Source organism: Saccharopolyspora antiqui, assembly GCF_052246905.1.
Taxonomy (GTDB): domain Bacteria; phylum Actinomycetota; class Actinomycetes; order Mycobacteriales; family Pseudonocardiaceae; genus Saccharopolyspora.
The window spans coordinates 185,549-198,169 of the sequence record NZ_JBQQBO010000012.1 but is presented as its reverse complement, the minus strand read 5'-3'; the positions used below and the strand labels follow the sequence as shown (position 1 = coordinate 198,169).

General features: G+C 69.9%; 12 protein-coding genes. 10 read left to right on the top strand and 2 right to left on the bottom strand.

From position 1 onward, the window contains the following. The first annotated feature begins 32 nt into the window (after positions 1–32). The 6 genes from ACTWQN_RS20440 (at position 33) to ACTWQN_RS20415 (ending at position 6,583) form a co-directional block, all read left to right on the top strand. Positions 33–944: a cytosine permease gene (locus ACTWQN_RS20440; protein ID WP_443205108.1), complete on the top strand. Its 912-nt coding sequence runs from the start codon at positions 33–35 to the stop codon at positions 942–944. A 19-nt stretch (positions 945–963) separates the two neighbouring features. Further along, positions 964–2,271: a flavin monoamine oxidase family protein gene (locus ACTWQN_RS20435; RefSeq protein ID WP_443205107.1), complete on the top strand. Its 1,308-nt coding sequence runs from the start codon at positions 964–966 to the stop codon at positions 2,269–2,271. A 44-nt stretch (positions 2,272–2,315) separates the two neighbouring features. Next, the gene (speB, locus tag ACTWQN_RS20430) at positions 2,316–3,257 is read left to right on the top strand and encodes an agmatinase (protein WP_443205106.1); all 942 of its coding nucleotides are present in this window, start codon (positions 2,316–2,318) and stop codon (positions 3,255–3,257) included. Beyond that, on the top strand, positions 3,257–3,823 hold the full coding sequence (locus ACTWQN_RS20425; protein WP_443205105.1) for an aldehyde dehydrogenase family protein: 567 nt from the start codon (positions 3,257–3,259) through the stop codon (positions 3,821–3,823). The genes speB (ACTWQN_RS20430) and ACTWQN_RS20425 overlap by 1 nt, the downstream gene beginning before the upstream one ends. Positions 3,824–3,947: 124 nt before the next feature. Then, the gene (gene speB / locus ACTWQN_RS20420; RefSeq protein WP_443205104.1) at positions 3,948–4,949 is read left to right on the top strand and encodes an agmatinase; all 1,002 of its coding nucleotides are present in this window, start codon (positions 3,948–3,950) and stop codon (positions 4,947–4,949) included. A gap of 200 nt (positions 4,950–5,149) precedes the next feature. Further along, positions 5,150–6,583, top strand: coding sequence for an aldehyde dehydrogenase family protein (locus ACTWQN_RS20415; RefSeq protein WP_443205103.1), 1,434 nt, complete (start codon positions 5,150–5,152; stop codon positions 6,581–6,583). A gap of 99 nt (positions 6,584–6,682) precedes the next feature. On the opposite strand, the gene ACTWQN_RS20410 is transcribed toward ACTWQN_RS20415, so the two are convergent. Then, on the bottom strand, positions 6,683–6,967 hold the full coding sequence (locus ACTWQN_RS20410) for a DUF2631 domain-containing protein (RefSeq protein WP_443205102.1): 285 nt from the start codon (positions 6,965–6,967) through the stop codon (positions 6,683–6,685). Positions 6,968–7,172: 205 nt separating this feature from the next. After that, positions 7,173–7,448 (bottom strand): GlsB/YeaQ/YmgE family stress response membrane protein, encoded by a 276-nt coding sequence (locus ACTWQN_RS20405; protein WP_443205101.1) that lies wholly within the window; start codon positions 7,446–7,448, stop codon positions 7,173–7,175. 126 nt (positions 7,449–7,574) lie between these two features. On the opposite strand from ACTWQN_RS20405, the gene dxr reads away from it, so the two are divergent. The 4 genes from dxr to ACTWQN_RS20385 all read left to right on the top strand — a co-directional run bounded on the left by dxr (position 7,575) and on the right by ACTWQN_RS20385 (position 12,594). Further along, positions 7,575–8,816 carry a 1-deoxy-D-xylulose-5-phosphate reductoisomerase gene (gene dxr, locus ACTWQN_RS20400; RefSeq protein WP_443205100.1) on the top strand — a complete coding sequence of 414 codons (1,242 nt, stop codon included), beginning with the start codon at positions 7,575–7,577 and terminating at the stop codon, positions 8,814–8,816. Continuing rightward, positions 8,817–10,100: a M50 family metallopeptidase gene (locus ACTWQN_RS20395; RefSeq protein ID WP_443205099.1), complete on the top strand. Its 1,284-nt coding sequence runs from the start codon at positions 8,817–8,819 to the stop codon at positions 10,098–10,100. A gap of 309 nt (positions 10,101–10,409) precedes the next feature. Beyond that, on the top strand, positions 10,410–11,564 hold the full coding sequence (gene ispG / locus ACTWQN_RS20390) for a flavodoxin-dependent (E)-4-hydroxy-3-methylbut-2-enyl-diphosphate synthase (protein ID WP_443205098.1): 1,155 nt from the start codon (positions 10,410–10,412) through the stop codon (positions 11,562–11,564). A 193-nt stretch (positions 11,565–11,757) separates the two neighbouring features. Continuing rightward, the gene (locus tag ACTWQN_RS20385) at positions 11,758–12,594 is read left to right on the top strand and encodes a GNAT family N-acetyltransferase (RefSeq protein ID WP_443205097.1); all 837 of its coding nucleotides are present in this window, start codon (positions 11,758–11,760) and stop codon (positions 12,592–12,594) included. Positions 12,595–12,621: the final 27 nt, after the last annotated feature.

Here is a 12,621-nt window from a genome sequence, read left to right as displayed (position 1 = left end):
CCCCTTCCGCTCCCCGCCAAGGAGGTCGACGAATGACCCCGGATCCGTCCCCGACCGCGCGCGTCGGCATCGAGGCGCACGGCGTCGACACGATCCCCGACGCCGACCGCACCGGCCGGCCGCGTGATGTCGTCGGCATCCTGCTCGGCTCGAACATGTGCCTCGGCGTGGCAATCTTCGGCTGGCTGCCCGCCTCGTTCGGGCTGGAGTTCTGGCCAGCCGTCACCTCGATGACCGCCGGGACCCTGCTGGGCACCGTGCTGGTCGCGCCGCTGGCCCTGGTGTCGCTGAAGACCGGCACGAACCTGTCCACCAGCAGTGGCGGCCACTTCGGCGTGCGGGGTCGACTGATCGGATCGGTGATCGGCCTGCTGCTCTCGCTGGGCTACGCCGCGCTGACGGTGTGGACGGGTGGGGCGGCGGTGGTCGGCCCGCTGCACCTGCTGTTCGGGCTGCCCGACGGCGGCGTCAGCTACAGCATCACCTACGCGCTGCTGGCGGTGCTCTCGGTGCTGGTCGCGATCTTCGGTTACCACCTGCTGACCCGGCTGAGCAAATGGGTGGCGCTGGGCACCGTGGTGCTCATGGCGGCGGGCGTGATCGGCTTCGCGGGCCAGTTCCAGACCGCGCCGGTCACCGATGCGGGCTACCTGCTCGGGGACTTCTGGACGACGTGGGCGCTGTCCACGGTGGCGGCCGGGCTCAGCGGGCCGATCGCGTTCATCACGCTGCTCGGCGACTACAGCCGCTACGTCTCGCCGCGCCGGTACTCGTCCTGGAAGTCCGCGCTGTACAAGGGGCCGCTGCTGGCGCTCACCGGCGGGATCGACCTGAGCTTCCTGCTCGCCGCGGCCGTCACCACCGTCGTCTACCTGCTGCTGAACATCGGCAGTCCGCAGCCGATGCCGCGCGAAACCGACGTTCGGATCGCCGCGAACGTCTGAACCGCTACTGATCGAGGAAGTGCACGAAATGGATCGTTACGACGTCGTCGTCATCGGAGCGGGCTTCGCCGGGCTGACCGCCGCGCGCGAGCTGCGGGAGGCCGGCAAGAATGTGCTGATCCTGGAGGCCCGCGACCGGATCGGGGGCTCCACCTGGTACCAGCCGGACGGCTTCGACGGCTTCGGGCTGGAGATGGGCGGCACCTGGATCGTTCCGCAGCAGACGCACGTCTGGGCGGAGGTGCGGCGCTACGGCGTTGCGATCAAGGACAGCGAAATGCCCAGCCGGATGACCTGGTCCGACCGCGGCGAGGTGCTGGAGAGCCTGCTGCCCGTGGCACCGCACGAGTACGAGCAGTTGGAGCACGCGGTCCGGTCGCTGATCGAGGCGGCTTCCCGGTTCGACCCGCTGCGCCCGCTGTCCGAGCAGGACGTCGCCGACCTCGACGTGCCGATCGGCCGGTGGGCCGAGGACGTCGGGCTGACCGGCAACGCCAAGGAACTGATGATCTCCTGGTTCTGCGGCTGCGCGAACGCCGATGCGGAGACCGGCTCGGCGCTGGACGTGATCCGCTGGTGCTCCTCGATGGACAGCTCGCTGTGGGGCATGGTGCAGGCCAGCGTGCTGGGCTTCACCTTCGTGGGCGGCACCGCGTCGCTGGCGCGGGCGATCCTGGCCGACGGTGGCGCCGAGCTGCGGCTGTCCAGCCCGGTGCGCGGCATCGACGCCGACGAAAAAGGCGTCACGGTGGCCTACGACGGCGGGGTGGTGCGCGGCGACCGGGTGCTGATGACCACTCCGGTCGGGGTCTGGCAGGACATCGAGTTCACCCCGGCGCTGCCCGCGGACAAACTCGCGATGTCGCGGGAGAACCACGCCGGGCAGGGTCAGAAGGTCTGGGCGTTGGCCCGCGACGTACCGGCGGACATCAGCGGTTTCGGCTGGGGCACCAGCTTCGACTACGTCGGCGCGATGGAGACCACCGAGCGCGGTGTGGTGCTGGTCTGCTTCGCCCCGGAACACGATCGGGTCGACGCCGGGGACCTCGTCGACGTGCAGCGCGCGGTCCGCGAATTCGCCCCGCGAGCCGAGGTCCTCGACGCCCGATCGCACGACTGGGTGCACGACGAGTTCTCCAAGGGCACCTGGGCGACGTTCCGCGCCGGGCAGTTCGCCAAGTACGAGCTGTGCGTGGGGCGTCCCGAAGGCCGGGTGCACTTCGGCGGCTCGCACACCGCGCGCCGCTGGCGGACCTTCATCGACGGCGCGATCGAATCCGGCAAGCGCGCCGCGGCGGAGATCCTGGCCGCGGCGAAGGAGTCGTGAGTGCGAACCGGAGTTCGCACTCACGAGCAGAAGGGGAGGACACCATGAACGACCCGATCGGCCCGGTGGACGGCACGCGGGTGCCGCGCTACGCCGGGGACACCACGTTCGCCCGCCTGCCCCGGCTGGCCGACGTGTCCGATGCGGACGTGCTGATCTGGGGCGTGCCGTTCGACACCGGCGTCAGCTACCGGCCCGGCGCGCGCTTCGGCCCCAACCACGTCCGGCAGAGCTCGCGGCTGCTGCGGCCCTACAACCCCGCCAACGACACCGAACCCTTCGCGCTGCGGCAGGTCGCCGACGCCGGGGACCTCGGGGTGAACCCGTTCGACATCAGGGAGGCCATCGACAGCATCGAGGTCGGTGCGCGGGAGCTGTCCGGAACCCGGCGCACGCTGATCACCATCGGCGGCGACCACACCATCGCGCTGCCGCTGCTGCGGGTGCAGCACGAGCGGCACGGGCCGATCGCGGTGCTGCACTTCGACGCCCACCTGGACACCTGGGACACCTACTTCGGCGCGCCCTACACGCACGGCACCCCGTTCCGGCGCGCGGCCGAGGAAGGACTGATCGACTTCGAGCACTCCATGCACGTCGGTCTGCGCGGCCCGCTGTACTCGAAGCTGGACCTCGACGAAAGTGAGCGCGCCGGGTTCGCCGCGGTGCACTGCCGCGACTTCGCCCGCACGCCGCTGGACACCATCATCGAGCGCATCCGCGCCCGGCTCGGATCGCGACCGGTCTACCTGTCCATCGACATCGACGTGCTCGACCCGGCCTTCGCGCCGGGCACCGGAACACCCGAGGCGGGCGGCCTGTCCAGTCGCGAACTGCTCGAAGTGGTGCGGGGCCTGACCGACCTGAACGTGGTCGGCGCCGATCTGGTGGAGGTGTCCCCGGCCTACGACCACGCCGAGATCACCGGAATCGCGGCCGCGCACGTGATCTACGACCTGCTGTGCGTCCTGCCCGGAGGACGCTGATGCGCCAGGTCCGCAACATCATCGACGGTCGGCCGGTGGACGCGGACAGCCGCCGCACCACCGACCTGATCGATCCCTGCACCGGCAAGGTGTTGGGCACCGCGCCGCTTTCGTCCACCGCGGATGTCGAGGCGGCGTACGACTCGGCGCGGCGAGCCTTCGAGCACGCGCAGGTGCTCACCGGCGGCGATCGGGTCGGCGAGGACGGGTACTTCTTCGCGCCGACGGTGCTCGGTGGGGTGGAGCAGCACGACGAGGTCGTGCAGGAGGAGATCTTCGGGCCGGTGCTCACCGTGCAGGCCTTCGGAGCCGAGCCGGAAGCGCTGAGCATGGCGGGCGGCGTCGACTACGGCTTGGCGGCCAGCGTGTGGACGCGCGATCACGCGCGGGCGCAGCGCCTCGTCACCGAGCTCGACTTCGGCTGCGTCTGGGTGAACACGCACCTGGTGCTGGTCGCGGAGATGCCGCACGGCGGTTTCAAGCAGTCCGGCTGCGGCAAGGACCTCTCCCGCTACGGCTTCGAGGACTACACCCGCATCAAACACGTCATGCACAACCTCACCTGACCCCACCCGCCCGCGTGATCCTTTCGAGGTGAGGGGCACCTGTGACCCAGTTACTTGGTCACAGGTGCCCCTCACCCATCACACTTCCGCGTGAGCGACGGCACGAGTCGATCAGGAGTGAGCCATGCCCAGGCTGGGTGGAATGTACGGTCCGGACGTCACCTACCTCGGCGTGGACCGCGCCGACCTCGACGACGAAGCCACCATCGCGGGCGCCGACGTGGTGATCATCGGCGCACCGTTCGACGGCGGCACCTCGCACCGCTCGGGCTGCCGGATGGGGCCGCAGGCCATCCGCACCACCGACTACCTGCCGCACGACGGCTCGCGCCCGCACCTGGCGCTGCGCGTCGATCCGCTGCGGGAACTGCGGATCGTCGATGCCGGGGACGTCGAGATGCCCGCTGGCAACACCGAGGTTTCGTTGCGGCGCCTGGAATCGGCGGTGACCGAGGTGGCCGCGGCCGGGGCGATCCCGGTCATCCTCGGCGGCGATCACACCATCGCCTTCGCGGACATCACCGGAGTGGCCCGCCACCACGGTTGGGGCCGGGTCTCGGTCATCCACTTCGACGCGCACGCCGACACCGGCGACATCATCCACGGCGAGCTCTACGGCCACGGCACGCCGATGCGGCGGTTGCTGGAGTCCGGCGCCTGCCGGGGCGACCGGTTCCTGCAGATCGGCCTGCGGGGCTACTGGCCGGAGCCCGAGACGCTGCGCTGGATGGCGCAGCAGGGGATGCGGTCGTTCGAGATGACCGAGGTCGTCGCGCGCGGGCTCGACGAGGTGCTCACCGAGGCGTCCCGGATCGCGCTCGACGATTGCGACGGCGTGTTCCTGTCGGTGGACGTCGACGTGGTCGACCCGGGCATGGCACCGGGCACCGGCACTCCCGAACCCGGCGGCTTCAGCTCCCGCCAACTGCTCGACGCGGTACGACGCCTCTGCCTGGAATTGCCGGTCGTCGGCCTGGACGTGGTGGAAGTCGCCCCGCCGTACGACCACGCCGACATCACCGCAGCCCTCGGCAACCGAGTCGTCCTGGAAGCCCTCTCCGCGATAACCGCCCGCCGCAAGGGAATGCCGTACGACCCGACCCGCCCACTGCTCGACGGCCGCTGAACCTCATCCCCAAACCACCGGGCGTGCCCAACGTCGCGAGAAATCGACCAGCGTCGGCGCGCTTGACCCGGCTGCGCCGAGATCTTGGGAATGTTGCCGATTGGTCCACGCGGCCGGTTCGGGGTGGACAGATTGGCAGTGCTGGGGTGGGGTTGGTGGTCGTAGCGTCGCGGTAGGGACGAAATCAACAGGAGGTACCGATGTCTTCGGTCACCGGGTACTGGGTTGCTGGCGAGCGGGTCACCAGCGATGCGACGTTCGAGGTGCGGCACCCCTACGACGGCTCGCCGGTCGCCACCACGTGCTACGCCACCGACGCCGATGTGGAGCGGGCCGTCGCCGCCGCGCACGCGGTCCGCCGCGAGTTCGCCGCGCTGCCCGCGCACGCGCGCGCGGCGGCGCTGGACCACGTCAGCCGACGCCTCGCCGAGCGGGCCGAGGAGCTCGCGCAGCTGATCACCGCCGAAAGCGGCAAGCCGATCGTCTGGGCGCGCGTCGAGGTTTCGCGTGCCGTCTCGACCTTCCGCTGGGGTGCGGAAGAGGCCCGCCGCTTCTCCGGCGAGTTGCAGCGGCTGGACACCGACGCTGGCGCGACCGGCCGGATGGGGCTGGTCCGCAGGGTTGCGCGCGGGCCGGTGCTCGGCATCTCGCCGTTCAACTTCCCGATCAACCTGGTGGCGCACAAAGTAGCTCCGGCGCTGGCCGTCGGCGCACCGATCGTGGTCAAGCCCTCCCCGAAGACGCCGCTGTCCGCGCTGCTGCTCGGCGAAATCCTGGCCGAGACCGACCTGCCCGCCGGTTCCTGGTCGGTGCTGACCGCCCCCAACGACCGGGCCGCCGAACTCGTCGCCGACCCGCGGCTGCCGGTGGTGTCGTTCACCGGTTCCGTGCCGGTCGGCTGGGGCATCCGCGAATCGGTGCCGCGCAAGCACGTCGTCCTCGAACTCGGCGGCAACGCCGCGGCGATCGTCAACTCGGATTGGTCCGACCTGGACTACGCGGCAGACCGGATCGCGACCTTCGCGATGTTCCAGGCCGGTCAGTCGTGCATCTCGGTGCAGCGCGTCTACGTCCACCGGGACAGCTACGACGATCTCGTCGATCGGGTGGTCAAGGCGGTCGAGGCGCAGGGCACCGGTGATCCGAAGGACCCGGCCACCAAGGTCGGGCCGGTGATCGACGCGGCAGCCGCCGAGCGGGTCGAGCAGTGGGTCGGCGAAGCCGTCGCCGCTGGCGCCCGGGTGCTCACCGGGGGCACCCGCGAAGGCACGACGTACGCGCCGACGGTGCTGGTCGACGTTCCGGAGAACGCGAAGGTTTCGAGCGAGGAGGTCTTCGCGCCGGTGATGACCATCGCGCCGGTCGACTCGATGGACGAGGCGTTCGAGAAGGTCAACGCTTCCCGCTTCGGCCTGCAGGCCGGGGTGTTCACCCACGACCTGCAGTTGGCCTTCCGGGCGTCCGCGGAACTGGAGGTCGGTGGCGTGATCATCGGTGACGTGCCGAGCTTCCGCGCCGACCAGATGCCCTACGGCGGGGTCAAGGACTCCGGCTTCGGTCGCGAAGGCGTGCACGCCGCGATGACCGACCTCACCGAGGAACGCGTCACGGTCCTCACCGGCATCACCGTCTGACCCGAGAACGCGGGAACGCGAACGCCGCCTCCGACCGTTCGGAGGCGGCGTTCGCGTGTCCGGTGAAGTGCGCGATTTCGCGCGAAATCGCCAACAGCGTCAGCGGCGCCACGCGGTCTTGCGTCGGCGCAGGTCGAAGAGCAGGCCGATGGCCAGCGCCGCTGCGATCAGGATCAGGTAGATGTCCTCGGTCTTGAACTGCCCGCCGCCGCTGAGGATGCCCTGGTGGTTGCCGATGAGCATGGCCAGGATCGCGACGACCGAGAACCAACCGGCGATCTGGGTGCCCTTCGGGAAACCGCCGTGCCAGCCCCACTCGACCGACGGTTCATCGGCCGGGTCGATGGCCTGGCTGGGCTTCTTCTCCAGCTCGGTGCTCGCCACGTTCCCCTCCTGCGCCACACCGGCCGCGCGGGCCGGAAACATCGCTAGCTGCGCGGATCACCACCCGGCGATCCGCATTGCTGCCATCCTCGCACACGCCGTCGGCACCCGGACGCCCGCCTGTTCGCTCCCGAGCAGCGAAAAGGGTGTTGCGGAAGCGGCTTCCGCAACACCCTTCCGTCGTTCGGGCACCGATCTTCCCCGGCTATCCGCCGCGCACCGCCTTGCGGCGGCTGGCGATCAACCGGTAGATCCCCAGCACGATGACCGAGCCGACGATGGCCAGGATCCAGGTGCTCAGCGACCAGAACCGTTCGATGCCGATGCCGAAGAGCCAGTTGCCGAGCAGACCGCCGAGGAACGCCCCGACCACGCCGAGCAGCAGGGTGACCAGGATTCCGCCCGGGTCCTTGCCCGGCATGATCAGCTTGGCGATGGCGCCCACGATCAGCCCGAGAACGATCCATCCGATGATGCCCATGGTTGGCCTCCTCACGTCCCCCCCGGTGCACCGGGGGGCATGGCTTACCACCCGATCGTGGACCCCGATGGTGCTTTGCGCACCGCGAGCGACCGGTGCTCACCTGCTTCGGGGACAATGACCGTGATGCACGCCGACACCCCGAATCAGAGCACCCCGAGCGATACCAGCCCGCGCAGCGTCCTGGTGCTCGGCTCGACCGGTTCCATCGGGACCCAGGCCCTGGACGTGATCCGGCACAACCCCGACCGGTTCCGGGTCGCCGGACTGGCCGCGGGCGGCAGCGACCCGCAGACCCTGGCGGCGCAGGCGCTGGAGTTCGGCGTCCCGGCCGTCGCGGTAGCCAGGGGCACCGCCGTCGAGGACGTCCAGCTCGCCCTCTACGCGGAGGCGCAGCGGCGCGGCTACGCCGCTGGCGAGTTCCGCCTGCCCCGGCTGCTGGCCGGGCCGGACGCGGTGACCGATCTCATCGAATCCACCCCGGCGGACGTGGTGCTCAACGGCGTGGACGGCTCGCGCGGGCTCAAACCCACGCTCGCCGCGCTCGCGACCGGCGCCCAGCTGGCGCTGGCGAACAAGGAGTCGCTGATCGCCGGTGGCTCGCTGGTGCTCGACAGGGCCGCACCCGGCCAGATCGTGCCGGTCGACTCCGAGCACTCGGCGCTGGCGCAGTGCCTGCTCGGCGGCCGGGTCGACGAGGTGGCACGCCTGGTGCTCACCGCCTCCGGCGGCCCGTTCCGGGGTCGCAAGCGGGACGAACTGCTCGATGTCACGGTGCAGCAGGCGCTGGCCCATCCGACCTGGTCGATGGGCAACGTGATCACCATCAACTCCGCGACGCTGGTGAACAAGGGCCTGGAGCTGATCGAAGCGCACCTGCTGTTCGGCATCGGCTACGACCGCATCGACGTCGTGGTGCACCCGCAGTCGATCGTGCACTCGATGATCACCTTCGTCGACGGCGCCACCATCGCCCAGGCCAGCCCGCCGAACATGCGGATCCCGATCGCGCTGAGCATGGACTGGCCGCGCCGGGTGCCGGGGGCCGCTGCGGCACTGACCTTCGAACAGGCCCAGGAATGGACCTTCGAGCCGGTCGACGACGAAGCCTTCCCGGCCGTCGAACTGGCCCGCTCGGCGGGCATCGGCGGTGGCTGCCTGCCCGCGATCTACAACGCGGCGAACGAAGAAGCACTGGCGGCGTTCGTCGAAGGCCGACTGGGCTTCGTCGCAATCGTGCAAACTGTGAGTGAGGTGCTCGCCGACGCCGATCAGTGGCGCAGCGATCCGGCGGGCTTGGACGAGGTCTTCGCGGCCGAGGACTGGGCACGCGCTCGGGCGCGCGAGCTCGTGGGGAAGGCGGAATAGATGCTGGTCGTGGTGGGCATCGTGATCTTCTTCCTCGGGCTGCTGTTCTCCATCGCGTGGCACGAGCTGGGCCACTTGGCGGCGGCGAAGCTGTTCGGGATCAAGGTCACCCAGTACATGGTCGGCTTCGGCCGCACCCTCTGGTCGCGGAAGAAGGGCGACACCGAATACGGCGTCAAGCTCATCCCGTTCGGCGGGTACATCCGGATGATCGGCATGTTCCCGCCGAAGAAGGACGAGAAGTTCGGGCGCACCGCGTCGTCCTCGCCGTGGCGGACGATGATCGAGGACGCCCGGCAGATGTCCGCCGAAGAGATCACTGCGGAGGACGAGCACCGGCAGTTCTACCAGCGCAGCCCCTGGAAGCGGATCATCGTGATGCTGGCCGGGCCGGTGATGAACCTCATCCTGGCGGTCAGCATCTTCACCGCGATCCTGATGGGCCACGGCCTGGCGACCCCGACCACGACCGTCGATGTGGTCAGCGCCTGCGTGCTGCCCGCCAACGCGGAGAACACCCAGGTGTGCCCGCCCGGCGCGCCACCGTCCCCGGCCGCGGCGGCCGGGTTCCTGCCCGGCGACCGGATCCTGGAGTTCAACGGCCGGCCCTACGCCTCGTGGGACCAGTTGCAGCTGGCCATCCGTTCCTCCGGCGGTTCGGTGCCGGTGGTCGTCGAACGCGACGGGCACCGGGTGGCCCTGCAGCCGACCCTGATGCAGAACGAGATGCCGAAGCTGAACTCGACCAGCGAGTTCGAGAAGGTCGGCTTCCTCGGCCTCACCCCGACATCGGCGCTGGTCAAGCAGGACTTCGGCGGCGTGGTGAAGACCATCGGCGGTTTCGTCAACCTCACCGTGCAGAAGGTCGTCGAACTGCCGCAGCGGGTGCCCGACCTGGTCAGCGCGATCTTCGGCGGGCAGCGGGATCTGGATTCGCCGGTGGGCATCGTCGGCGCGAGCCGGTTGGGCGGCGAGGTGCTGTCCTCGGACCACATCGGCGTCGACGACCGGATCATCCTGATGTTCAACCTGCTGGCCGGGGTGAACCTGTCGTTGTTCGTGTTCAACATGCTGCCGATCCTGCCGCTGGACGGCGGGCACGTGGCGGGCGCGCTGTGGGAGTCGATCCGCCGCGGGTTCGCCAAGTTGGTGCGGCGGCCGGATCCCGGACCCTTCGACACCGCTCGGCTGATGCCGCTGGCGTACGCGGTGAGCCTGATCTTCATCGCCTACTCGCTGCTGGTCCTGGTCGCCGACATCGTCAACCCGGTGACGCTGAACTAGGGCTGTGGTCGCGACCGGTCGGCGTGGCAGGAGGCGGAAATTTCACTCGTGAGGCGGACGGCTTGCGCCGAGGTGGAAGCGGGATCGGCCGCGCTGAGGAGGCTTCGGGGTGCGCCGCACCGGTTGGCCTGATGGGGTGTCGGACGCAGCTCGACGCTGGGCCGAATGTGAGATGAACGGGCGGGGACGATCACGCAACGTGATCCGGCCAGCCGCCACTACGACCGGCCGGCTGAATCCCCGCCGGTATCGTGAAACGTGGGCGGCGCGAGCCGTCCGAAGCACACCACAAGAGGTGGAGAGGTATCGATGACCGTCGATCTGGGCATGCCCGCGGCCCCTGCTCCGGTGCTCGCGGAGCGGCGCAAGACCCGGCAGTTGCAGGTCGGAGCGGTCGGAGTGGGCAGTGACCACCCCGTCTCCGTGCAGAGCATGACGACGACGAACACCGCGGACATCAACGGCACGTTGCAGCAGATCGCGGAGTTGACCGCGGCGGGCTGCGACATCGTGCGGGTGGCATGTCCGAGCGCCGACGACGCGGCGGCGCTACCGGCCATCGCGCAGAAGTCGAAGATCCCGGTCATCGCGGACATCCACTTCCAGCCGAAGTACGTGTTCGCCGCGATCGAGGCCGGGTGCGCGGCGGTGCGGGTGAACCCCGGCAACATCAAGAAGTTCGACGACAAGGTCGCCGAAATCGCTGCGATGGCGTCCGATTACGGCACGCCGATCCGGATCGGGGTCAACGCCGGTTCGCTGGACCCGCGGCTGCTGCAGAAGTACGGCAAGGCCACGCCGGAGGCGCTGGCGGAGTCGGCGCTGTGGGAGGCGGGCCTGTTCGCCGAGCACGACTTCCACGACCTGAAGATCTCGGTGAAGCACAACGATCCGGTCGTGATGGTGCGCGCCTACGAGCTCCTCGCCGAGCAGTGCGACTACCCGCTGCACCTCGGGGTCACGGAGGCGGGCCCGGCGTTCCAGGGCACGATCAAGTCCGCGGTGGCGTTCGGTGCGCTGCTGCGGCAGGGCATCGGCGACACGATCCGGGTATCGCTGTCGGCGCCGCCGGTCGAGGAGATCAAGGTCGGCACCCAGATCCTGCAGTCGTTGAACCTGCGGCCGCGGAAGCTGGAGATCGTGTCGTGCCCGTCGTGCGGGCGAGCGCAGGTCGACGTCTACAAGCTCGCCGAGGAGGTCACCGCCGGGCTGGAGGGCATGGAGGTGCCGCTTCGGGTCGCGGTGATGGGCTGCGTGGTCAACGGGCCGGGCGAGGCGCGCGAAGCCGATCTCGGGGTCGCCTCCGGCAACGGCAAGGGCCAGATCTTCGTCCGGGGCGAGGTGATCAAGACGGTGCCCGAGCACCAGATCGTCGAGACCCTGATCGAAGAGGCCATGCGCATCGCCGAGGACATCGAACCGGCGGACGCGGAGACCGGCTCGCCGGTGGTCACCGTCAGCTGATCTGCCCGACCGGCCGTCCCCGGTTCGGGGTGGCCGGTTTCGGCAAGGCATCGGCCCAGGCGTGCGCAGACTCGCGGAATTCCCCGGATACCGTCGACCGAGCTACTCCGAACGGGTGAGTACGGGTTCGGGTGAGTGTGGTGCATCCCGGTCGAGGAGGCTTGCCGCCCCGGGTTTCTGGCAGTCTTGGCGGGTGCTCAAGCTCGCCGGTGCACGGCTATTGGAGGAACGGGACGCGCTGCTGGTCCGTTCCGTACTGGATTCCGCCCCGGTCGCGGCCTGCATGGTGGCCGCGCGCGTCGAGGAGGCCGGGATCCATCCGCTGCGCCTCGGCGGTGAACTCTGGGGTTATGGCGACAAGCTCGCCGGGATGTGCTTTTCGGGCGCGAACCTGATTCCGCTGCGCGGCGGTGCGGACGCGATGCGCGCCTTCGCCGATCGGGCGTTGCGCCGCCGCCGCGTGTGCTCGTCGCTGGTCGGCCCGGCCGAGCAGGTGTTGGCGCTGTGGAACGAGGTCGCGGCGCAGTGGGGCCCGGCGCGCGAGATCCGCGCGGAGCAGCCGCTCATGGTGCTTTCCGAGCGGCCCCGGATGGCCCCGGATCCGCTGGTGCGTCCGGTGCGCCCGGACGAGCTGGACCGCTACCTGCCCGCCGCGGTGGCGATGTTCACCGAGGAAGTCGGGGTGGACCCGTCCAGCGACGGTGGCGCGGCCAGCTACCGGGCCCGGGTCGCGGACCTGATCGCCGGGGGCCGGGCGTTCGCCCGCTTCGAAGGTGGCCAGGTGGTGTTCAAGGCCGAGATCGGCGCGATGTCCCGCACCGTTGGCCAGATCCAGGGCGTCTGGGTGCATCCGGATCGGCGCAGCACCGGGCTGGGCACCGCGGGGACCGCCGCGGTCGCGGACCGGTTGGTGCGCGGGCTGGGCCGGACCGCGAGCCTGTACGTCAACGACTACAACATCGCGGCGCGATTGGCGTACCGCAAGGTCGGCTTCCGCCGCGTCGGCTCCTTCAGCACCGTCCTGCTCTGACCCCCCACAGTGGATGATCCCCCGCAG

Coding starts and splice junctions, on each gene's coding strand:
- ACTWQN_RS20440 (WP_443205108.1), top strand. CDS start 33: ATGACCCCGGATCCGTCCCCGACCGCGCGCGTCGGCATCGAGGCGCAC.
- speB (WP_443205106.1), top strand. CDS start 2,316: ATGAACGACCCGATCGGCCCGGTGGACGGCACGCGGGTGCCGCGCTAC.
- ACTWQN_RS20425 (WP_443205105.1), top strand. CDS start 3,257: ATGCGCCAGGTCCGCAACATCATCGACGGTCGGCCGGTGGACGCGGAC.
- speB (WP_443205104.1), top strand. CDS start 3,948: ATGCCCAGGCTGGGTGGAATGTACGGTCCGGACGTCACCTACCTCGGC.
- ACTWQN_RS20415 (WP_443205103.1), top strand. CDS start 5,150: ATGTCTTCGGTCACCGGGTACTGGGTTGCTGGCGAGCGGGTCACCAGC.
- ACTWQN_RS20405 (WP_443205101.1), bottom strand. CDS start 7,448: ATGGGCATCATCGGATGGATCGTTCTCGGGCTGATCGTGGGCGCCATC.
- dxr (WP_443205100.1), top strand. CDS start 7,575: ATGCACGCCGACACCCCGAATCAGAGCACCCCGAGCGATACCAGCCCG.
- ACTWQN_RS20395 (WP_443205099.1), top strand. CDS start 8,817: ATGCTGGTCGTGGTGGGCATCGTGATCTTCTTCCTCGGGCTGCTGTTC.
- ispG (WP_443205098.1), top strand. CDS start 10,410: ATGACCGTCGATCTGGGCATGCCCGCGGCCCCTGCTCCGGTGCTCGCG.